The sequence below is a fragment of the Paenibacillus illinoisensis NBRC 15959 genome (assembly GCF_004000925.1).
Lineage (GTDB): Bacteria > Bacillota > Bacilli > Paenibacillales > Paenibacillaceae > Paenibacillus > Paenibacillus illinoisensis.
Genome location: NZ_BIME01000004.1, coordinates 173,941 through 196,832, shown reverse-complemented (window position 1 = coordinate 196,832; position 22,892 = coordinate 173,941). Strand labels below are relative to the sequence as shown.

Below are 22,892 nucleotides of genomic sequence, written 5' to 3'. Positions count from 1 at the left end.
TACACCTCTTTACTTACTTGCTGTATCCGAAGACGACTCTGTATCCAGTGAGCTCGTTACACCTGTTGAACGAGGCACGATTATAACGTCTTTGCCGGACGCTTCTACATAGCCAAGTTTGCGTGCATTTTCAATAACCAAATTGTTCAGTCTTTCCTTTTCAACCTGCAGGTCTGCGATGGTTTTCTCCGCTTTTCTTGTCTCGGACAACGTTGATTGAGCCTGTTTGTTCAGATCATAGATATGAGCATAACGCCACATCAGTGCACCACCGATAACGATACAGACGATCAATGTCATCAGATACAAGAATTTCTCTCGTGCAGGAAGACCCGTACGACGAGTCACCACTTTGGTGGTTTCCTTGTACCTCTGCTGCGTCACACGTTCTTGGGTTGCTTTTTCTTTCACTGCAAGGTTACCACGTGTATATGCCATACAAAGACTCTCTCCTTCGCTCTTGGTTTACAGTTTCTCGGCTACGCGCAGTTTAGCTGAACGTGCACGGGAGTTCTCGGCCAGTTCCGTATCCGTCGGAATCAGCGGTTTTCTGTTGACTAAACGCAGTACACCTTTACCGCCGCACACGCATAACGGAAAGTCAGGCGGGCACGTACACTTCTCCAGATAACTGCTGAATATTTGCTTGCAAATCCGATCCTCAAGCGAGTGAAAGGTAATAACAGATACACGTCCACCTGGTGCAAGACACCGAACCGCCTGATGCAATGCTTCTTCAAACGCACCCAGTTCATCATTAACTGCAATCCGCAAAGCCTGAAAACTGCGCTTCGCCGGATGTCCACCTGTACGGCGAGCAGCAGCCGGGATGCCTTCCTTGATCAATTCCACTAGCTCTCCTGTGGTCTCGATAACAGCCTGGCTTCGTTTTTCCACAATGACGCGGGCAATTCTTCTTGAAAACTTTTCTTCACCATAACGATATAAAATTCGGGCAATCTCCTCTTCAGGCCATTCGTTGACAATCTCTTTGGCTGTCAGAAATGCATCCTGATCCATCCTCATGTCCAGCGGAGCATCGTGATTGTAACTAAATCCACGTTCTCCTTCATCGAATTGAGGTGATGACACACCCAAATCGTACAAAATGCCATCCACCTGCGGCACGCCGTCCTTCATTGGCACATCCAGTTCTTTCAGAACCTGCTCCAGATCACGGAAATTCGTTTTCACAAGCGTGATGCGATCTCCATACGAAGCAAGCTTCTCGCGCGCATTATCCAATGCCCAATCGTCCTGATCCAGTGCGATAAGCCTTCCCCCTGGACCGAGCTTGGAAGCAATGACGGAACTATGTCCTCCTCCACCTAAAGTGCAGTCCACGTATATACCGTCCTGCTTGATGTTTAATCCCTCTGTTGCCTCTTCTTTGAGTACGGTTATGTGGTGAAACAACCTGCACCCCTCCTGACTTTATAGATCAAAATTAAAATCGACTAGCTTTTCGGCAATGTCGTTGAATGCTTCCTCGGATTGATTGAAATAACTCTCCCATATGCCTTTGCTCCAGATCTCCACCCGGTTCGACACGCCAAGAACAACACAATCCTTGTCCAATTTGGCATATTCCCGTAAATTGCCCGGTAAATTTACCCTACCCTGTTTGTCCAATTCACATTCGGTAGCACCCGAGAAAAAAAACCGGGTAAACGCACGTGCATCCGACTTCATCAAAGGCAGTGCTTTGAGCTTCTGTTCCATGACCCCCCACTCCTCCATAGGGTACACGAAAAGACATTGGTCCAAACCCCGTGTGACAACGAAAGACGGTCCCAGAGATTCGCGGAATTTGGCCGGAATAATAACCCGACCTTTGTCATCAATGCTATGTTGGAACTCCCCCATAAACATTGGCCCACTCACTCCTCACCCGTTTCTCCCACTTTGCCCCACTTTCCACCACCTAAGCATAATAGATTCGCACTAAAAAATCAAAACCCTTCTTGCTTACTTGATTTTTTTCAATTTGCTTCATAAGAAAAACGCCTTTGATCCTCTTGCTCAGGATCAAAGGCGTTTCCCCGCTACCGGTTATTCTACTTGCAATCGCTAATGAGCCATATCATCAATACACTATTTTAAACCCTTTGAATCAGTTCATCAGCTTGTAATTATTGGGTGCCCCTAAAACTTCCAGCTGTCCAGATATTTTTCCTGTTCAGCTGACAATGAATCAATAGAGATATTCAGGCTCTCCAGTTTGTAGCTGGCAACTTGCTGGTCAATTTCATAAGGTACGTTAACAACAGTTTTACCCAATGCAGCGTAATTCTCGCTAACATAACGCAATCCCAAAGCCTGCAATGCAAACGTCGTGTCCATAATCTCAGCAGGGTGGCCATCAGCTGCACCCAGATTCACGAGACGTCCTTCTGCAAGAAGATACATTTTACGTCCATCTTTGAAACGATACTCTTCAATATTGCGACGCACAGTGCGGATGGACTCTGAACGTTTGGCAAGCTCGGGTTTATTTACTTCCACATCGAAATGCCCTGCATTGCTCAAAATCGCTCCGTCTTTCATCACGTCATAATGTTCACCTGTGATCACGTCTTTGTTGCCGGTAACAGCGATGAAGAAATCGCCCAATTTGGCTGCTTCCACCATCGTCATGACACGGAAACCGTCCATATGCGCTTCAACCGCTTTGATTGGATCAATTTCAGTTACAATGACATTGGCGCCAAGACCTTTGGCACGCATCGCGACACCTTTACCACACCAGCCGTATCCTGCTACAACCACATTTTTACCAGCTACCACCAGGTTGGTTGTACGGATAATGCCATCAAAGGCTGATTGGCCTGTGCCATAACGGTTGTCGAACAGGTATTTGCAATAAGCGTCATTAACTGCAACCATCGGGAACTGCAGTTGTCCTTCTTTCGCCAAAGCTTTCAGACGGATAATACCTGTTGTCGTTTCCTCTGCGCCCCCACGAATCGTTGCCGCAAGGTCAGGACGTTCGGAAGCGATAATGGTTGCAAAGTCGCCGCCGTCATCAATAATCAGGTCGGGTTTAACTTCCAATGCACGAAGCTGGAGCTGCTTGAACTCTTCTGGCCCCGGATTGTATTTGGCATACACTGTAACACCATCTTCTACAAGAGCCGCACATACATCATCTTGAGTTGACAGCGGGTTACTGTGTGTAATGGTCACTTCTGCGCCGCCAGCTTGAATGACTTTTGCCAGGTAAGCTGTTTTGGCTTCAAGGTGAAGGCAAATGGCAACCTTTAATCCTTTGAAAGGAAGATCCTGTTCAAATTGGCGACGAATGCGGTTCAATACAGGCATATGTGCTTCAACCCAGTCAATTTTCAAGTGTCCTTCTGAAGCGAGTCCCATATCTTTAACAATACTGTTTTGCAGTGCAGGTGTAGTCATGCCCATCCTCCTCGTTTATCTGTGTTTCTTCTATTATAAAGGTCTGCTGAACCACACAGTTAGAGTTCAATCACTTGATGTTGACCCCGGAATTCACGTCCGCTCTCAATGAGCTCCTGAATCCACTTGGTTCCATAACGGTTCAAGTAGTAGAGCGCATTGTGCACTCGTTCCTGTGGTTTGTTCATAGGAAAGAGCGAGTTCTGTATGCCGTTCCAATGTCTGAGGCCAACCTCATGTTTATCAGCGATCGCCTTCTGTGTTTGCTTTTGCAGATATTGCATCTGTTCGTTAATCTTTTTCAGATTCGTATCACCGATCCGATCCAGTCCAGCGTGAATTTGCGCAAGTTGATCAAGCAATGGACGATAAAGCTCAGCAAAGGATTGCTGGACTTGCTCAAATTGCTCCTCGACCTGGAACGTTTCCTGTCCTGCGAGCCACTTCTCTCTTTTTTCTTCCATATGATATTGCACATCTTGGAAAGAGAGCTGGTACTGATTCATGTGCTTGTGATGGACATCCTCCAAAATGGTGAAGGACAACCTCGGCAGCAAGATGGGCATTTGCAGACCAAACTGGCGGAATGCGGTTCTGGTCAGTCCCCAGTAAGCAATCTCACCTTGCCCCAATATCACCGCAGCTACAGGCAGCACGGAATCCTGCATTAACGGGCGGGTGAGTACATTATTACTGAATCGCTCGGGATGTTCCCTCAGCTCCTGAAGCAATCGTTCTTCTGTAAACGACACTAGCCCTTTTCGATCCGTGTACAAACCATCCTTCAGGAACAGGAGCAACCGGGTTTCATCATGAATATAAAACAAATTTGCTCCGTCTTCAGCGACTTCTGCCGGCATTGGGTAGCCCGCTTCCTGTACCTTCGAAGCACCCTGCAAATAAGCTTCACGCAATGAACCATTCTCACGAATCAATCGTTCGAATACAGGGCGTTCCAGTTCTCTTAATCCGGAATCCGCAGCATCCATTAGGACCAGTCCAGTACTGCCAAACAATGCCGACACCATTCTCGCAAAAGCATCACTAAGATTCGAGCTGGACTGATGGATCGAGACGAGCATCTCCATTAATCCTGGTTTATGTACAGTATCCGGCAGAAGATGCTCCACCTGCTCGATTACGTTCATCCATTGTTCCGTCTCAATCGTGACCCCGCTCACCGAATTTCGGCCATCGAACCGCCCATGCAGCTTGACCTTGGTCATTTCGCCCTTGTGACCGGGCAAATAGGTGTGATTCACTTCGTCCCAGTCATGGTCTTCACCAGCGATCCAAAATACGGGAACGACCGGACGCTGGAGCTTGGCTTCAGCTTCACGGGCAGCTGCAACGACACTCGCAGCTTTGTAGATGACAAATAACGGCCCTGTCAACAAGCCGCTCTGCTGCCCACCAGTAACTACAAACGTACCTTTCTCGGCCAAACGTGCAATAGAATGATGTACAGCTTCGTGATCATTCAAACGTTTGTTATATATACGTAAATACTCTACCAGGTTCTCGCGATCCACACGTGTGTTCTCCGATTGATCCAGCCACTCGGCACGCGCATGAAGTCCGGACTCCCAGTGTATGTCATACTCATAAAGGCCCCGCGCAGCATCACGTGAGCAGATATAATCTTCTGCAAGTTGTGTTCCGCTGCGGAGTGCCTCGGTAATACCTTTCATGAGGTCTGCCTCCTATTCTGCTTCAAAGAGCCTTTCTTGATTGTACCGAACTACAGGCCACTTCGTCAAAAGAAAGTCGCCTAAAAAATCAAAAAACCGCCGAACAAGCCGGCGGTTTAATAACATCAATAAGTCCAAACGGAATATAATTCCTTAAACGTATGGTTCGGAAACCCAGTGACCTTTGGAAATCTCAATCAATTGAGCATTCTCCAAGTTATACGGATCGTTTACAGGACCAGTTGCTCCATTTTGGATTGGTCCAGACTGTTCGTCCGGCAGCAAAATGCGGCGTTTGTTTGCTTCCACTTCCGGATCAGGTACAGGAATAGCAGATAGCAATGTTTTGGTGTAAGGGTGAACAGGGTTAGAGTAAAGCTCTTCACTCTCTGCCAGCTCAACCACTTTACCCATATACATAACAGCAACGCGGTCACTGATATGCTTAACCATCGACAAGTCATGCGCAATGAAGAGGTAAGTCAGACCAAGACGCTGTTGAAGCTCTTCGAGCAACTTAACCACTTGAGCTTGGATGGATACATCAAGTGCTGACAAAGGCTCGTCACAGATGATGAATTTAGGATCCACTGCAAGCGCACGGGCAATACCGATACGTTGTCTTTGACCACCGGAGAATTCATGCGGATAACGAAGCGCGTGGCTTGGATTCAAGCCTACGAGATCCAGCAACTCCTCTACACGTTTCTTCCGCTCTTTACCGCTGGAAGCCAGCCCATGGATATCCAGTGATTCTCCGATAATATCCATAACGTTGAAACGTGGATTCAGTGATGCATATGGATCCTGGAAAATCATTTGCATGTCTTTACGCATTTCTTTCATTTTGCGTGGAGACAGCTTATAGATATCCGTTCCGTTAAAGTTTACATTTCCGCCCGTTGGCTCATAAAGGCGAAGAATCGTGCGTCCTGTTGTGGATTTACCACATCCGGATTCACCTACAACCCCAAGGGTTTCGCCTTCAAAAATATCAAAGCTGACATCATTAACCGCTTTGAGAATGTTTCCTTTACCCAAATTGAAGTACTGTTTCAAGTTCTTTACTTCAACTAGCGGCTTGTTGGCACCTTTGATAATACCAACTGGAGTCGGTTTTTCTTTCTTAGGCTCGTCCAAACGAGGCAAGGCGTTCAACAATTTGATCGTATATGGATGCTTAGGATTGCTGAAAATTTCAGCTGTCGTTCCCGTTTCCACAACTTCGCCTTCCTTCATAACGACAACCCGATCACACATACCGGCTACAACACCAAGGTCATGGGTAATAAGCATGATGGAAGTTCCCAGCTTTTGCTGCATATCCTTCATAACGTCCAGGATTTGTGCCTGAATCGTTACGTCGAGTGCAGTTGTCGGCTCATCCGCAATCAGAAGGGATGGACGGCATGCCAGGGCAATAGCGATCATTGCACGCTGACGCATACCACCGGAAAATTGGTGTGGATAGTGATTCATGCGGATTGCCGCATTTTTGATACCCACGAGCTCCAACATTTCCAGAGCGCGTTTCTCCGCTTCTTTTTTGGACATGTTTTGGTGTTTGCGAAGCACTTCGGTAATTTGTTTACCGACTTTAATTGTAGGATTCAATGAAGTCATTGGATCCTGGAAGATCATCCCGATATCTTTACCACGGATAGCTTCCATTTGTTTATCTGTTTTTCCAAGCAGGCTCTGCCCGTGAAAAGTAATCTCTCCACTTTTGACCTTCGAAGGCGGGGAGGGAATCAACTTCATGATGGTTTGGGCGGTAACACTCTTACCACTACCGGATTCACCAACAATCCCCAGCGTCTCTCCTTTGCCAAGTTCAAAACTCACATTTTTAACGGCATCAAATTCACCAGAACGTGTTGTAAATGACACGCTTAGGTCTTTGACTGTTAAGATTGGCTCCATAATCCCACCTCCTATTTCTATTTACGTAATTTCGGATCGAGTGCGTCACGCAGACCGTCTCCGAGCAAGTTAAATGCAAGCATTGTAAGTACCATCAGACCTGCAGGGAACCACATCCGCCAAGGATACAGCGTCCAGCCTGTCAATGCGTCATTGATCATCGAACCCAAGGAAGATTTCGGTGCAGATACACCCAATCCGAGGAAGCTCAAGAACGCTTCAGCAAAGATGGCATTTGGAATGGATAGAGTCAGCGTTACGAGAATTGGTCCTACTGCATTCGGCAGTAAGTGGCGGAACAATTGACGTCCTGTGCTTGCTCCCATGGACCGCGCTGCAAGAATAAAGTCTCTGTTTTTCAATTGCATAATCTCACCACGTACAATCCAGGACATGCTGATCCAGCCTGTGATCGTAAGGGCAATGATGATCGTCGTAAGACTTGGTTCCAAAACAACGAGCAACAAGATTACAACGAGCATGTAAGGCAGGGAATAGAGAATCTCGGAGAACTTGTTCATGATACCATCAACACGTCCACCGTAGAAGCCCATAATCGCTCCGTAGATTACCCCGATGACAAGGTCAATCAAGGCAGCGGCCAGACCTACAGTAAGGGATACACGTGCACCTACCCAGGTTCTTACCCATACGTCACGACCGAGCTCGTCCGTTCCGAACCAGTGCTCCGCACTTGGCGCTGCATTGGCGTTAAGCAAATCATTAGAATAATAATTATAACTTGTGAATAACGAAGTTGGACCAATCAAAGAGAAAATGACAACAAGAACCAGAATGCCCAAACTGATCATCGCGGCCTTGTTGGTTGCAAGTCTGTACATGGCGTCTTTCCATAACGATACACTTTCTTGCGATTTCACCGCTGCCTGACTATCCAGGGCAGTGTTCGCCGTTTCTTTATTGTTATTGTTCGTGCCAGACAACGTTATGCCCCCTTCCGGCTTTCCAGCTTAATTCTAGGATCAATCAGCACATATGCGATATCTGTAAGGAAACGTGCCAACATCAGGAGGATACCATAGAAAATCGTAATCCCCATGATCATTGTATAATCCCGGTTCGTAATACTCTCTACGAATACTTTACCAATTCCCCCGATGTTAAAGATTTGCTCAATAACGACGGAACCCGTGATGATGTTAGCTGTCATCGGACCTACATAAGTTACAACGGGAAGAATACCGTTACGAATAACGTGTTTAAACATGATTGCAGGCCATTTCAGACCTTTGGCTTTTGCTGTCTTAATGTAATCCGCGTGCAGTACTTCGAGCATGCTGGAACGCGTCAAACGTGCGATAAAGGCAATCGGGGATGCAGACAATGCCGCAACCGGAAGTACATAGTCAAGCGGTCCGTCGAATCCCATAACGTTAAACCAACCCAGTTTGAAGGCGAAAACGTATTGAAGCAGGGATGCGAGCAAGAAGCTCGGTACCGCGATACCAATTACCGCGAGGATCATCGTGACATCATCTATCAGCTTACGATGGTAAACCGCAGCGATAAGTCCTAGCAAAACCCCAACAACGACAGAGATCACAATAGCGAAGATCCCCAGTTTCAGAGATGCTGTAAACGTTTGAGTGATCATGTCGGTTACTTCTTGATTCAGATATTTCATCGAAACACCAAAATCACCTTTGAGAATTCCACCCATATACTTCAGGTATTGTTCATACATCGGTTTGTCCAGCCCATACTTCTCTTCCAGTAGTGCCCGAATTTCAGGCGATACTTTTTTCTCGGATGTAAAAGGGTCACCCGGAATGGCCTTCATCAGGAAGAAGGTTGCTGATGCGAGTATGAAAAGCGATAGCAGCATAAATAGCAATTTTTTCAGCACGTACTTAACCAACCCTTGCACACCTCCAAAAACAATATTTTGTATACAAATCGATTGTAGAATTAGACATGAATAAAGTCCAATCCATTTATCGGAAATTTCAAGAATTATAAGGAAAATCGGTGCACATACAAAAAAATCGGGATATATATGGAATTCCACATATATATCCCGAAGTATTCATATAGACTTCAGAACAACTTATTTCTCTTCCAGATATGCACGAGTGAAGTCAATTGCTCCACTGAAATCAAGTTGTACGCCTTTCAGGTAAGGCTTAGTCAAAGATACGTTAGTGTAGTAGTAAATCGGCATTACGCCCATTTCATCTTGAATCAGGATTTTCTCAGCATCAGCAAATGCAGCCATACGTGCAGCTGGATCAGCAGATTTTACAGTGTCTTTAACATCTTTGTCGTACTGTTCGTTGCTGAATTTGGAATCATTGTTTGTGTTTCCAGTAGTCCACATTTCCAAGAAGTTGTACGGATCGTTGTAGTCTGCAGACCAGCCTGCACGAGCTACTTGGAAGTTTTGGTTTTGACGGTTCTCAAGGAATACGCCCCACTCTTGGTTTTCCGTTTTCACGTCAACACCAAGGTTTTTCTTCCACATGTCAGCAACAGCAAGCGCGATTTTCGCGTGAGCATCACTAGTGTTGTAGATCAATGTAACAGCTGGCAAAGTTGTGTAGCCTTCTTCTTTCATACCTTCAGCAAGCAATTTTTTAGCTTCTTCAACATTTTCAGTGAAGTAGTCGTCTTTGTGCTCATCACGGAATTCGCCGTTTTCACCGCGGATACCTGGAGGTACAAAGCCGTAAGCTGGAACTTGTCCACCTTGTGTAACTTTGTCAACGATCAGTTGACGTTCGATCGACATTGCAAAAGCCTTACGGATTTTAGCATTGTTGAATGGAGCTTCATTAACGTTGAACTGGTAGTAGTAAGTACTTGCAATACCAGTTGCTTTGAACTCATCCGGCAATTCCGCTTTTACAGAAGGAATTTGGTCGGTTGGAATTTCACCGTTAGGTGCACCAGTGTAATCCAGTTGTCCGGATTTATAAGCTTGCAGCTCGGAAGCACTGCTGCTTGTCAGGGACATATTGATTTCAGACAATTTGATGTCAGAAGCTGCGTGGTAGCCTTCGTTTTTCTTAACTACGATTTTTTGACCTTTAGCGTATTGATCCATAGTGAATGGTCCGTTAACGATCATGTTTTTGTAGTCTGTGAAGAATTTATCATTTGTGTCAGCAGATTGGTGTACTGGGTAGTACGTGTAGAATGCTGTCAGACCCAAGAAGTAAGGAGTTGGGTTTTCCAACGTTACTTCCAGTGTGTGCTCATCAGTAGCTTTTACACCCACTTGGGAGAAATCTGTGATTTTAGTACCTTTGTATGTTTCGTCTTTGCTGAGGTTGTAACCTTCAGCACCTTTGATGTAGTACAATTGGTAAGCGTACGGGGAAGCCGTTTCCGGTTTCAATGCACGTTCCCAAGAGCGAACGAAGTCTTCTGCAGTGATTGCATCACCGTTGCTCCATTTAGCATCCGGGTTCAGGTTGAACACATATTTCAAACCATCTTCGGAAATTGTCCAGTCTTTTGCAACGCCTGGTGCTTCTTTACCATCAGCATCGATGCGTACAAGACCTTCATACAAGAATTTCAGAACAGTGTTGGTTTGGCTGTCTTTTGCCTGAGCCGGGTCCAACGTAGGAGGTTCAGCTGTCAGGTTAATTTTCAGCACTTGATCTTTTGCGAGACCGCTTTCCTCGCCTGCAGAGCCAGTTCCCGTGTTACTTGTTGTGCCTTCATTTTTCGATCCGCACGCTGCAAGTACGGTACCGAACGCCAGAATCAGCGTCAAAAGGACTAATAGACTTTTCCTTTTCATCTAACACTTTCCCCCTAAATTGATGTGGTTTATGTTTATAGATTATACAACCACCGGTCAAAAAAATCTACATTACTTTTTCAGAAAGTAATGTTTTTTTCAGTTTTCGACAAAATCGACACATTTTTGGGCCGTTTTGCGTTATGTAACCTTACATCTGTTTCATTAAGTATCTAAATAAGCCAAATATAGTAAACAAGACATACCCAAAACTCATCATTACAAAGGCCATGCGCCAAACGGCCCGGAACATTCGACCCCCATCGACCTTTCCTTTCAGCCTATTTTGAGCCCCTCCAATCAATCCAAGTGCAATTAGTATGAGTATCATGGTTAAATAAAATCCAAAATTCGAATCAAATGTTAAGTTGAATAACGCCGAAACCGAGAAAATCAGAAAAACCGTGGTGACATCCATTGCGGTGCGAAGTGAAGCTCGTTTATCCTTTTTCCACCCATACATGGCCCAGTACACAATAAGAAACGGAAAAAACGGTAGTATGCTCAGCACAATAAAAAAACCCATTAACTCACTCCTTCCGGCCTAATTCCTTCGATCAGATGAAGCATTAATTCATGCTGTGGAGCAGTCAATCCACACCGATGCGCCAGTTGTACCATTTGCCCACTGATGGATTCCACTTCGGTACGCCGTCCTTGCATAACATCTGTGAGCATCGAGGATGTATTCGAAGCCGTCGATCGACAAACGGATAGAATTTCCTCCCACATGTCGGTACCCACCATAATATCGCTCGCCTTGTAAATGGCTAAAGCTTCATCATATAAACGGCGCATGACCTTTAAGCGATAATCATTCTGAAGCAATTCTCCATTGGGTATTCTCCATATCGCGGTGAGTGGATTAATGACAGCATTGATCAGAAGCTTCCTGTATATCAGCTTATCGATTTGATTCGACGCTGTACAGTTAAATCCTGCCTGCTGCAATAGTGCCTCCAACCGAACTTCTTCCAGATTCCCTGAGGTGTCTTTCTCTATTTCTTTCGTATGTACATCTCTACCAAACCAGGTTTGTCCCTCACCAGCCCGTATGACCCCATACTGCACCCTCTTGGCACCTTCTGTAGTTACTGCCCGGTATATGCTGGACAGCGGCAGGGCAGCTTGTATCTTCTCTATATGACCCATCCCGTTCTGGAAGCAGACAATGTTAAGGATATAATCTTTCATCGTCTCCATGATATGAATAACATCATCTATACTTGTCTGCTTAACCATGAGGAGAAGCCAATCACCAGGTTGATCATGCCAGTGAGCAGACCATTCGGTTATTGGATAGGCCTGAATATGTTGAGGAAGCAATTTAGTCTTCTTCCCTTGCTCTGTAATCGTTAGTCCGCGTACACGCAGTTCTTCCGCTTGTTCAGGCGTCCTTGTCCAAAACCGCACAGAATAACCTCCAGCCTGAAGCTTTCCTCCATATAAAAGACCAAGTGAGCCAGCTCCTACAATGTCGATCACCATGAGACATCCCTCTTCCACTCTCAATAATTACATCTATATATAATAGAACAAATATTTCAAACAAAAAACCCGTCTTACCTGCCGTTTGTAACGGAGATGTGACGGGCCTGATCAAATATCGTCATTCTTGCAACTTGATCCGTTATTCAATTCGTTCCAGATTGCCGTTGGCATCCATTTTGAAACGAGTTTTTAGTTCCTCATCTTCTTCAGCCAGAAAAGCAAGCCTGCGTGCACGATCCATGATCTGAATCAATGCCTTGTAATCATCATTTACGACACGGTAATCGGTTTGTACTTCATTCACTTGTTTGGATAAACGGTCATTCTCACAACGAAGCTCATGGAGTTCATCTTCTTTTTCACGAAGTTCCTTTTCGAGCATTTTGAGTTGACGCCCATTTTCCTGAACATTACCTTTCCACTGGCGCAAAAAGCGAATTACTGCATCAATGGATAAGGAGTCTTCTGAAACGCCATCGGCCTTGTACAGGTTTTCTTCCGTATCAAGCGTAGATAGAGCTGCGACCTGTGGTCCAAGCAAAGCCGGCTGTTTTCGGAGATAACTTCTCTTTTGACGCTGTGCCTTCGCATTGCTGATGGCAGACTCATACTTTTTACGCACACAGCTGTTCCAGCGAAAACCGCAAGCGGCAGATGTTCTGCCTATTTTTTCGCCCACTTCCTCGAAGGCCGCGAGTTGTGTGCTGCCTTCCCGAATATGCCGCAAAGTCACCTCAGCCAAGATCAAATCGTCCTCTGTACTCCAAGCATCCTGTCTCACTGCAGTCATGCTATAATACCCTCCTAACAACATCCTAAAATAACCGTCCTCATTACCGGTTTCCCGGTTTGTGAATTAGGTATAAAAGCTGCTTCATTCATTCTTATGCCTCTCATAGAGTTCATAGAATTGATTTCATACTAAAATGTATGTCCATATTTGCGAGCACTCATACCTTACATATGGAAAAGGTGACCTATTTGCTCACGGATTCGATAAAAAAGAATTCGCTTTCATATCCAATTCTGTTTACACCTTTTTCCTTTCCCGGTATAATGTTGTGTAGACAATCTATGATCGTACATAGAGAGGAGGACTAACCGTGGCACGCATGTTTCGGGTACTCGGGTTCTTCACGCTAACGATTGGCCTGATGGCTTTTGCGGGAGATTTGGTCGAGATGGCTTTGCTTTTTTTCCTGCAGACTGCGTTTTTCGTCATTTTGGGGTATTTAAAATTCACCGAAAGAACGTACATATTGCTCTTCTGGGGTTATATGATCGTTACTTTCACAGGGTTCAGCTACTGGACTGTGTTCCAAATGGGGTTGCCGCTTTAATCCGCCAACAGCATCAAAGCGATTCGGCCATAAGCCGTTTCGCTTTTTTGTTTTTTCTTTATGCTTGTCTGATTAATGGGTTGTTTTCAGAGTTATGTAACCACTAAGGATATTTCAAGATTTCATTTCATATATTGTCTGGAAGACAGAAGCCTGTACAATGAATATTGTACTTGAAGGAAAGGAGAATGATACGGTGAACCGTCGATATAGCATTTGTGCCCTAATCCTATGCACACTACTATTTGGTCAAGCTACATTGGCATATGCCTATGGAGAACCTTCACCTGAGGAAACACGTGAAATTTTGGAGAAGAGTCTGTCCATCGTGGAAATCGATCACGAAATTGAACGTATTGCCGTAAGGCAGAAGGATCTCAATCAACAGCAGGAAGAATTGAATGTTCAGCTCCAGGAACAGGAAGATCAAATACATATTCAGCAAGATCGGGCAGGTGCTGTGGTAAGGTCGTATTACACCGGAGAACGAGACAGCCTTCTCATGACGGTCCTGGGGGCCAGATCGTTCAAAGACTTGTTTATCTTATTTGACTACTACCAAATTATTATTGGCAGAGATCAGGCAGTGCTAAGCAAATATCAGGACCGTTATCGCAGCATGCAGGAAACTTCAACGAAAATAAGTCAGACCATGGCTGAGTTGGACGAACTAAAGACCAATTTGGTAAGACAGCGAGAGCGTGTGGTTGCATTGCAGAAGGAAGTAGACGGACAAGTTTCGGCAAGTGGAAACCCGGCAGCCATTCAGAAGTTAATGGAGGAATTGACCATTTATTGGGAAAATGTGGGCATTTATGAGGTCAAACGTTATTTCAGAGCACTAGCAACAGCCATGCAAAATCTCCCTCAGTTTATACAAGAACAGAATGGCGGAATTTCCACAACCGGAACAGCCTATACCATTCAAATTGGACAAGACGATCTGAATCAATTCCTGCGTGAACAGAACCCGATCTTCGAGGATTTTGCCTTTCAGTTTGACGAGGACCGAATTACAGCCTCCGGACAGCGTGATCAGTTACAACTCAGTATTGAGGGTCATTATACTGTAGAAAATGAACCTCAGAATTCTATCCGTTTTCATGTAGATAAACTTGTTTTCAACCAATTGGAACTACCCGATACGACAAGACGTATGCTTGAAAAGGAATTTGATCTTGGTTTCTACCCGCAGAAAATTCTGTCCTTCGTGAAAGCTACAGATGTATCGACAAGCAAAGGGGTACTTGAAGTTAAACTCGCCATATCATTTTGATGATTGCTGCATTTTTAAAATGTCATTCACATACTGATTCGCAGAAATCACTCCCTGAAGAAACTGTTGAACTTTCTTATTATATTGTAATACCAGCTCCGGGTTATCCATCACAGGGGTTTCAGATGTTTTGGCCACAAACCATTCCTGACCATTACCACTCATTATTTGCCCTTCGACTGAAAGCTTTTGGGACTCTGTGTTCAATTGCTGCTGTTGACCAGGCAAATAATGAGCTTGCTGGTACCAGTCTGATTGCACGGAATTGGAGGTCATGCCCTCAATCCATCGACTGGCCTGCTCTGCTTCATGTGAACCCGACGTAATCACGAAACTTCTGGATGTTACAGGTGCAAGGGGTTTAAACATGATCCGATTCGGTAGACGTTCTTCAGTTAATGCCAGATCATTGTTCACCAGTTGGGAAAAAGGGGTCACCACCATTAACGCTTCTTCCTGCATGTCTTTATCAGCAAAATCCGGGTTGGTATTTTGGACCTGAATATAAGGCTGAACCCAGTTCAGCACCTGCAGCGCCTGTTCATTTCCCCCAGCTGTATGCGACTCCGTTGCCGTTTTCAACGTACTCGGAGCGACTCCAGACCCAAACTCATTTAACCAAGCATCTGCTGCATAAGCATCATCGATGTTGATCGCAAGTAACTTCTGGCTTTTATTCTCCATTTTATTAATAACCCTAGTCCACTCATCCAGGTTTTGTGGTAACCGTTCCAATCCTGCATTAGCAAGAGATTTGGACCGTGATGCGAGTACGTAAGGGTCGAAATCAAATGGCATTCCCCATTGATAACCATTCCATTCTGTCTTTTCCCGTAATAGAGATACCGAGTCACCAATCGACTTCGACAACGTTGTTGCATTTAAAGGGTACAGATGCCCTCTTTTGGCGTAACCCTGAATTTCCTCACTATTAAGCAGGATTACATCCCCGCTGTCCCCTACAGCAAGCTCGTTATCCAGTACCTTCTTATATGTATCCGAGGGCAGATTCCGTAGATTGATTTTCACCACCCGCGCGGCAGCAACTTGTTTTGCGATTGCCGAGAACACCTGAAACTCACTTTCAGACATCGAAACAACAATTTCAACCGGCGCCTGTTGATTCTCACTACGGGTTACAGCATTGGGAAAGGCATCATTCTCCTGATCTTGATCCTGGTTCTGTTGTACTCCTCTAAAATCAAAGCTTGGAGACAGGATCGTCAATGAAAGCAGCAGCACTGCAAATAAAACAACCTGATGTCTACGCTTCATTAACTCTCCTCCTCGCTCCCTATATTTTTCCTGTAAAATTTATTGTAACAAAAAAGTAGTACTCCTGTCCTATCCTGCCAAAAAACATATTTTTGAGATTTTGCATACTAAGAGAATACATAGGTCTGTGCAATAACTCTTTTTAAATATTTCAGCAAAAAAAAGACCGGCTCCAATGAGCCGATCTTTTTCTATATTTTCCCGGGAAATATATCCGCTTAAACTTATAACAAATCCGCCGCCAATTGAGCCAGTTTGGAACGCTCCCCTTTTTCAAGCATAATATGTCCACTAATGCCCTCTTGTTTGAATCGTTCCACAACATAGGTCAGACCATTGCTCGCGGAATCCAGATACGGATGATCGATTTGCTCAGGGTCACCCATCAGTATTATTTTACTGCCTTCACCTACACGCGAAACGATGGTTTTTACTTCATGACGTGATAGGTTCTGGGCTTCATCCACAATAATAAATTGACCAGGTATGGAACGTCCGCGAATATACGTTAATGCTTCCACCTGTATACTGCCTAGTCCCATCAAAATTTTATCGATATCTCCAGCCTTTTTTGTATCGAACAAAAACTCTAGATTATCATATATAGGCTGCATCCACGGTCTCAGCTTCTCTTCCTTTTCCCCTGGCAGATAACCGATATCCTTCCCCATGGGAACCACTGGCCTCGCAATCAATAACTTTTTATATTTATGGTCATCCTCCACCTTAAGAAGGCCTGCAGCGAGAGCCAGCAAGGTTTTACCTGTGCCTGCTTTGCCCGTAATGGTCACGAGTGGTATATCGTCATTCAGAAGTAATTCCAGCGCCATACGCTGCTGAGCATTTCGAGCACTAATCCCCCATACGTTATCATTGCTTAGGAACAGAGGCTCAAGTTTGGTTCCCTCCGTGTTTACCTTTAGCAGCGCTGATTTGTTGGTACCCATTTCATCCTTAAGAATCACAAATTCATTAGGATACAGCTTATAGGACAACTGCAATGGTTTAATTGGCAGAAAACGATATGTGTAAAACTCATCGATTACCGACGGGTGAACTTTCAAGGCTGTATAGCCTGGATATAGTTCACTGAGCCCTGCAGTCCGATCGGACAAGTAATCTTGAGTGAACAGACCGAGTACATCTGCTTTGATACGTACAAGTACATCTTTGCTTACCAACACAACCTGCCGTTCCACAACCTCTTTCTCATTTTCTTCAATTTGATAATTTAGCGCAACCGCCAAGATTCGGTTATCATTGGTGATTTCACCGAACATTTCTTGTACCCTTACAAAACTACGATGATTCAATTCGACCTTCAGGTTACCTCCATTGGCGAGAGGAACTCCACTGTGCAGGTGACCCAGTTCACGCAGACCATCAAGCAATCTCGAAACATTTCGGGCATTGCGGCCAATCTCATCAGCATTTCTTTTTTTGGAGTCAATTTCCTCCAGTACAACCGCGGGAATGATTACCTCATGTTCCTCGAAGGCAAAAATGGCATTGGGGTCATGCAGAAGCACGTTGGTATCCAATACAAAAATCTTTTTCATTCAATCCCCTCCAAAGCGGCGTCGTTAAAGGCATGGTTTGGAACGTGAACTCGGGAATGGCGGATTAGATCATAGGTTTTCCATGCACTAGCAGTCCTTTTTTTCCCATTCCCGAGTTCATCTGTGATCGTGTGATCTTTCAGCAGCGGCATGGACAATCATGCTCCCATACATAAATGTATTCGTCTCGGACAAAATAATTGCAACATTCTGAAAAACTCCAAGAAAGGATGAACATTTATGAGATATTGGGTTTGTACGCTGCTTCTGATCTTTATACTTACAGGCTGCAACAACACTACACGCAATGCCTCTCAAGAGCAGCAAGGAACTCATGCGAGGGGGTACGGAGGGAATGTTACAACACGGCAAGATCAACAAAACGGATCCCACATGCTCTATACAGAGGATGACCGAATGAATCCTTCACGCCTTGACCGTTTCAATGAGAATACGGGTGAAGTTCATGAACTGAACGTTGCCGATGATAACAAGACAGGCCGCATGACCAATGAAAATCGAATTACCCATCTCAAGGCACTTGCCAAGCAAGTGGAAGGTGTCAAAGACGCCAATTGCGTCATTCTCGGAAATACAGCGGTCGTTGGCATTGATGTCGATGGCGAACTGGAACGTGCTCGTGTTGGAACGATTAAATATTCCGTTGCAGAAGCTTTGCGCAAAGATCCAGAAGGTGTTGATTCGATCGTCACCGCTGATGCGGATGTTACCGAACGGATCAGGGAGATTGGAGAGCATATCCGCCAAGGACATCCCATATCCGGATTTGCTTCTGAACTCGCTGATATGGTGGGACGAATTATTCCACAGCTCCCGAAAGACGTCAAGGTCCGTCAAAACCCAGATGAGCAGGCTCCTGAAGAGCAGCAAATGCAGCAGCATTCTACCGACAAAAAGCAACAAAAAGCCCAGTGATTTCTCACTAGGCTTTTTTCATGGCAGCAAAAACCTGCTCATCTAATTTCTCAGCAGCACGCTGATCGTATATTTTGACATATTGAGGCATAGAAGATAGCTGGGCTCCATAAAACAGGGCATTTCTGACCGCTTCAATGGAGATGTCGAAACAGCACATATTAAAGGGTACATCCTGCAATGGGTCCTGTCGAACAGAAGCACGTCCATTGATCGCATAAACCGTTTCTTCTCCAAATACCGTAACAGTAATCAACGGATTTTGTTTCATATTATTCACAAGACGTGAACGATGATCCAAAGCGACCCGAAGCGTGGACGCATTCTCCGCATAGACCCAGGAGATTGCGGTGGATGTCGGGCCTCCAGATTCAATGTCTACCGTATTCAGGAGTACGAACGTTTCGTTCTTGAATTGCTGCAAAAGAGATTCTGTCAATTGTGTGACGGCTTCGGACATTAAACCAGCCCTCCCTAACCTTCTTTATGCAATTCTTGATACTATGAATGATGTTATTATAACATACCCGGAAACTTGCTTCCAATCCCCCAGCTACTCTGCCGCCGGAGTAGCTGTTACTTTGCCTGAGAGCGTGTCCTGCAAGGCTTGCTTCGCATTGGCCAGCTCCGTCTCATTCACATAAACATAAGGGCTTCTCCAGTCCCCGGTTACAGGCGTATAGTGCACATCCGATTTGGAAATGTTCCAATACGTAGAAATAAAGTTTTTCATCTGTTCGGATTCCACGTCGGTTGTCATATTGTCATCAATCGCACCAATGACTTTGCTAATCTTCGTCACACCACCAAGTGACTTCATCTGATCCAGCATGGAGTTCAGTACCTGGTTTTGACGCTTATTACGGTCAAAGTCATTGGACTCATCCGTTTTGGGATCACAGTTGGATTTGCGGTAGCGCACAAAATCGAGTGCTTGCTTGCCGTCCAGATGCTGATCACCCGCAATCAGATTAATATCTGTATTGTCGACCGTATCCCGGTAACACATATTTTTGTCTACCGTCACATCCACACCACCCACGGCATCAACGGCATCGCGGAATGCCTGGAAGTTAAGCACCGTTGTGTAATTGATATCGACGTCAAAATACTTGCCCATCATTTCTTTCATCTGATCCTCAGCATTCTTACCCGAGGTCTTCTCCTGGGCTTTAAACTTAGGATAGTATGAATTCAGTTTGTTTGCCTTGTACCCTTCAAGTTCAATCCGCGTATCACGCGGCAAGGAAACAATTGTGGCCGTTTTGGTATCCGGGTTCATGGCTGCTACCATGACAACATCGGACAGATACGTTCCGGTTTCAGAACGGTTATCTGTACCCAACAGCAGCATGGTAATGGGCTTAGTCTTGGCCGACATCCCTGGAGGCACTGGTTTATCAATGCCGGTGTCCGCCACCTGATTGTATACCCAGTAGAGATATCCCCCACCTACAATGATGGCAATCACCAAAAGGCTCAAAACGAATTTGGCAAATGTGCGCCCCCGCTTTTTCTTTTTTGGTGGCTTACCTTTACTGTTGCTAGACCCTGAAGCTCCGGATTTGGCTGGTGCCTGTCTACGCGGAGGCAGTCCGTTCGAATTCGAGTTCATATCTTCAACACCTTTATCACATCTGTTTTGGTCCAAATAAAAGACAACCGCTTTCCCGAAGGAAAACGGATGGACTGTACAGAGACAGATTTTATGAATTTCTGGCGGCAGCTTCCGCCTTTTTCTTTTGACGACCTTCGATGAAATAGCGCACTCGCACTAACAGCATCAAACCGACGGCTACCAGCAAACATTGAATAATTGGGAGCTTGTCGATCTGAAAAATAAGAAGCATGAATGTGCCCATCGCCATCAATAGATAAAGAAAGATTTCCTTAACGAGCGGCAATTTCTGACGTACCCGAAACACCTTATTATATACGTAAGTAATCAGCACAAAGATGACGATGTAGGCTACGATCGGGTGTGATGCGAACCATGCTTGCATGCACAGTCAGCTCCTTTCGTGATCATGCTTGTATAAGTTATCTGGTTGATGGAACAACACGTAATTGGGAATTCAAACGAGCATTAGTGACCGTTTTGGGTTCGGATCGTTCTTTCGATCGCTGTTATCTCCAGATTTTTTGAACCATTTTTCAAATGGGAAAATCCGGAGATAAATGCGAACGCTTTGCTTCTTTAGAATCGATTCCGTTCCCTCCACTACTTTAGCTCTACAAGCTCTCATTACTTGCCGGGCCCATCAAACGTTAACTTATACATACTATTTTTTGTTAGTTATGATTAAGCGTTATTTTGAGCCATTTTGCGTTGTTTCTCTGCACGCTCACGCTCGGATTTGTTCAGGATCTTCTTACGAAGACGAATAGATTTCGGTGTAATCTCACAATATTCATCTTCATTCAGATATTCAAGCGCCTGTTCCAACGAGAAGATAATCGGAGTTTTAATTTTAACCGTATCATCTTTACCAGAAGAACGAACGTTAGTCAGTTGTTTTTCTTTGCAGATGTTGACAACGATATCATTGTCACGCGTATGCTCCCCAACGATCATACCTTCGTAAATTTCTGTTCCTGGCTCAAGGAAGAGCGTACCACGATCCTCAACACCCATCATTCCATAGAACGTAGATGTACCCGTTTCAGTTGAGATCAGTACACCTTGGTGACGTCCACCCACTTGACCGGATACGACTGGAGCGTAGCTGTCAAATGCATGGTTCATTACGCCATAACCACGAGTCAATGTCAAGAAGTTGGTGCTGTATCCAATCAGACCACGTGCAGGAATCAGGAACTCCAGACGTACTTGTCCGCTACCCGTGTTGACCATGTTAACCATCTCTGCTTTACGTGCGCCCAGGCTCTCCATGACGGAACCCATGCTTTCTTCAGGGATATCAATCAACAAGCGCTCAAGAGGTTCCATTTTCTTACCGTCAATTTCTTTGACGATAACTTCCGGTTTGGATACTTGAAGCTCATATCCTTCACGACGCATATTTTCAATCAGGATACCGAGGTGAAGCTCACCACGTCCGGATACGATAAATGCATCTGGGCTCTCTGTTTCTTCAACACGCAGGGATACGTCAGTTTCCAATTCCTTCAACAAACGCTCACGCAGTTTACGGGAAGTTACCCATTTACCTTCACGGCCTGCGAATGGACTGTTGTTTACGAGGAATGTCATTTGCAGTGTTGGCTCGTCAATTTTCAGAACTGGCAAAGCTTCAGGGTTGTTCGGGTCAGCAATTGTTTCACCGATGTTGATATCCTTAATACCCGCGATCGCAACGATGTCACCTGCGCCAGCTTCCTCTGTCTCAACACGTTTCAGACCTTGGAAACCAAACAGTTTCTCGATACGAGCTGTTTTGCTTTTGCCATCACGCATAATAACAGTAACGGATTGGCCTTGACGAATCACACCGCGGTTTACACGACCGATAGCGATACGTCCGAGGTATTCATTATAGTCCATCAGCGTAACGAGGAATTGCAGTGGCTCTTCAACGTTCTCTGTTGGATGAGGGATATGACTTACAATGGTATCGTAGATCGCCATCATGTTGTCATCTTGTTTGGCAGGGTCGTCTTCCATGCTGGATGTTCCGTTCAATGCGGAAGCATATACAACAGGGAATTCAAGCTGCTCATCGCTGGCACCCAGTTCGATAAACAGGTCAAGTACTTCATCAATAACCTCAGCCGGACGAGCCGCTGGACGGTCAATTTTGTTTACAATAACGATTGGAGTCAGGTTGTGCTCCAGTGCTTTACGAAGTACGAACTTCGTTTGTGGCATACAGCCCTCATAAGCATCGACAACGAGCAATACGCCGTCAACCATTTTCATGATACGTTCTACTTCACCACCGAAGTCGGCGTGTCCTGGTGTATCTACAATGTTGATCAGGTAATCTTTATAAGTTATAGCCGTGTTTTTGGCCAAAATCGTAATACCGCGTTCACGCTCCAAATCGTTGGAGTCCATTGCGCGCTCCTGTACCGTTTCGTGATCACGGAAAGTACCGGATTGCTGGAGCAACTTGTCGACTAGCGTTGTTTTCCCGTGGTCGACGTGGGCAATAATCGCAATATTGCGAATGTGTTCTCTTGAATGCATGGTTTGTATCCATATCCTTTCCAATTTCAATTCTTATCTACTAAACTTCCCGCATTTCTGCAGGTTACTCA

21 protein-coding genes are annotated in these 22,892 nt (G+C 45.1%); 3 read left to right on the top strand and 18 right to left on the bottom strand.

The window, feature by feature from the left end; translation table 11 throughout:
- Window positions 1–9: 9 nt before the first annotated feature.
- From PIL01S_RS12260 to PIL01S_RS12205, 12 genes are all read right to left on the bottom strand, one after another.
- Window positions 10–438, bottom strand: coding sequence for a hypothetical protein (locus PIL01S_RS12260; RefSeq protein WP_127537777.1), 429 nt, complete (start codon window positions 436–438; stop codon window positions 10–12).
- 27 nt (window positions 439–465) lie between these two features.
- Window positions 466–1,416: a 16S rRNA (cytosine(1402)-N(4))-methyltransferase RsmH gene (rsmH, locus tag PIL01S_RS12255; protein ID WP_095289960.1), complete on the bottom strand. Its 951-nt coding sequence runs from the start codon at window positions 1,414–1,416 to the stop codon at window positions 466–468.
- Window positions 1,417–1,434: 18 nt separating this feature from the next.
- A complete protein-coding gene (mraZ, locus tag PIL01S_RS12250; RefSeq protein ID WP_017687291.1) occupies window positions 1,435–1,872 on the bottom strand; it encodes a division/cell wall cluster transcriptional repressor MraZ in 438 nt (145 codons plus the stop codon).
- A 273-nt stretch (window positions 1,873–2,145) separates the two neighbouring features.
- On the bottom strand, window positions 2,146–3,411 hold the full coding sequence (locus PIL01S_RS12245) for an adenosylhomocysteinase (protein WP_095289956.1): 1,266 nt from the start codon (window positions 3,409–3,411) through the stop codon (window positions 2,146–2,148).
- A gap of 59 nt (window positions 3,412–3,470) precedes the next feature.
- Complete coding sequence (bshC, locus tag PIL01S_RS12240; protein WP_127537776.1) at window positions 3,471–5,102, bottom strand: bacillithiol biosynthesis cysteine-adding enzyme BshC; 1,632 nt, start codon at window positions 5,100–5,102, stop codon at window positions 3,471–3,473.
- A gap of 153 nt (window positions 5,103–5,255) precedes the next feature.
- Window positions 5,256–7,025, bottom strand: a complete 1,770-nt coding sequence (locus PIL01S_RS12235) for an ABC transporter ATP-binding protein (RefSeq protein WP_095289952.1) — start codon at window positions 7,023–7,025, stop codon at window positions 5,256–5,258.
- A 17-nt stretch (window positions 7,026–7,042) separates the two neighbouring features.
- Window positions 7,043–7,924 (bottom strand): ABC transporter permease, encoded by an 882-nt coding sequence (locus PIL01S_RS12230; RefSeq protein ID WP_371859956.1) that lies wholly within the window; start codon window positions 7,922–7,924, stop codon window positions 7,043–7,045.
- 47 nt (window positions 7,925–7,971) lie between these two features.
- Window positions 7,972–8,904, bottom strand: a complete 933-nt coding sequence (locus tag PIL01S_RS12225) for an ABC transporter permease (protein WP_095289949.1) — start codon at window positions 8,902–8,904, stop codon at window positions 7,972–7,974.
- 189 nt (window positions 8,905–9,093) lie between these two features.
- Window positions 9,094–10,794 carry a peptide ABC transporter substrate-binding protein gene (locus tag PIL01S_RS12220; protein WP_127537775.1) on the bottom strand — a complete coding sequence of 567 codons (1,701 nt, stop codon included), beginning with the start codon at window positions 10,792–10,794 and terminating at the stop codon, window positions 9,094–9,096.
- 151 nt (window positions 10,795–10,945) lie between these two features.
- Entirely contained in the window at window positions 10,946–11,320 is a 375-nt protein-coding gene (locus PIL01S_RS12215) for a DUF3397 domain-containing protein (RefSeq protein WP_127537774.1), read from the bottom strand.
- Complete coding sequence (locus PIL01S_RS12210) at window positions 11,320–12,282, bottom strand: ketopantoate reductase family protein (RefSeq protein WP_127537773.1); 963 nt, start codon at window positions 12,280–12,282, stop codon at window positions 11,320–11,322. The genes PIL01S_RS12215 and PIL01S_RS12210 overlap by 1 nt, the downstream gene beginning before the upstream one ends.
- A 142-nt stretch (window positions 12,283–12,424) precedes the next feature.
- Window positions 12,425–13,075: an RsfA family transcriptional regulator gene (locus tag PIL01S_RS12205; RefSeq protein ID WP_095359469.1), complete on the bottom strand. Its 651-nt coding sequence runs from the start codon at window positions 13,073–13,075 to the stop codon at window positions 12,425–12,427.
- Between the two features lie 313 nt (window positions 13,076–13,388).
- On the opposite strand from PIL01S_RS12205, the gene PIL01S_RS12200 reads away from it, so the two are divergent.
- Window positions 13,389–13,625: a DUF2626 domain-containing protein gene (locus PIL01S_RS12200; protein WP_095289941.1), complete on the top strand. Its 237-nt coding sequence runs from the start codon at window positions 13,389–13,391 to the stop codon at window positions 13,623–13,625.
- A 196-nt stretch (window positions 13,626–13,821) separates the two neighbouring features.
- Entirely contained in the window at window positions 13,822–14,901 is a 1,080-nt protein-coding gene (locus PIL01S_RS12195; RefSeq protein WP_246058215.1) for a coiled-coil domain-containing protein, read from the top strand.
- Here the strand turns inward: PIL01S_RS12195 and PIL01S_RS12190 are convergent.
- Both PIL01S_RS12190 and PIL01S_RS12185 read right to left on the bottom strand, forming a co-directional pair.
- Window positions 14,893–16,176 carry an extracellular solute-binding protein gene (locus PIL01S_RS12190; protein WP_127537771.1) on the bottom strand — a complete coding sequence of 428 codons (1,284 nt, stop codon included), beginning with the start codon at window positions 16,174–16,176 and terminating at the stop codon, window positions 14,893–14,895. The genes PIL01S_RS12195 and PIL01S_RS12190 overlap by 9 nt on opposite strands.
- A gap of 224 nt (window positions 16,177–16,400) precedes the next feature.
- Window positions 16,401–17,735: a PhoH family protein gene (locus PIL01S_RS12185; protein ID WP_095289936.1), complete on the bottom strand. Its 1,335-nt coding sequence runs from the start codon at window positions 17,733–17,735 to the stop codon at window positions 16,401–16,403.
- A gap of 240 nt (window positions 17,736–17,975) precedes the next feature.
- Here PIL01S_RS12185 and PIL01S_RS12180 point away from each other — a divergent pair, with 240 nt between their 5' ends.
- The gene (locus PIL01S_RS12180) at window positions 17,976–18,671 is read left to right on the top strand and encodes a YhcN/YlaJ family sporulation lipoprotein (protein ID WP_127537770.1); all 696 of its coding nucleotides are present in this window, start codon (window positions 17,976–17,978) and stop codon (window positions 18,669–18,671) included.
- A gap of 7 nt (window positions 18,672–18,678) precedes the next feature.
- Here the strand turns inward: PIL01S_RS12180 and PIL01S_RS12175 are convergent, their stop codons facing one another.
- From PIL01S_RS12175 to typA, 4 genes are all read right to left on the bottom strand, one after another.
- Entirely contained in the window at window positions 18,679–19,131 is a 453-nt protein-coding gene (locus PIL01S_RS12175; protein ID WP_127537769.1) for a pyridoxamine 5'-phosphate oxidase family protein, read from the bottom strand.
- A gap of 93 nt (window positions 19,132–19,224) precedes the next feature.
- Window positions 19,225–20,286: an LCP family protein gene (locus PIL01S_RS12170; RefSeq protein ID WP_127537768.1), complete on the bottom strand. Its 1,062-nt coding sequence runs from the start codon at window positions 20,284–20,286 to the stop codon at window positions 19,225–19,227.
- A 91-nt stretch (window positions 20,287–20,377) separates the two neighbouring features.
- Window positions 20,378–20,674, bottom strand: a complete 297-nt coding sequence (locus PIL01S_RS12165; RefSeq protein WP_095289928.1) for a YlaH-like family protein — start codon at window positions 20,672–20,674, stop codon at window positions 20,378–20,380.
- A 299-nt stretch (window positions 20,675–20,973) separates the two neighbouring features.
- Window positions 20,974–22,821 (bottom strand): translational GTPase TypA, encoded by a 1,848-nt coding sequence (gene typA, locus PIL01S_RS12160; RefSeq protein ID WP_095289927.1) that lies wholly within the window; start codon window positions 22,819–22,821, stop codon window positions 20,974–20,976.
- Window positions 22,822–22,892 lie beyond the last annotated feature (71 nt).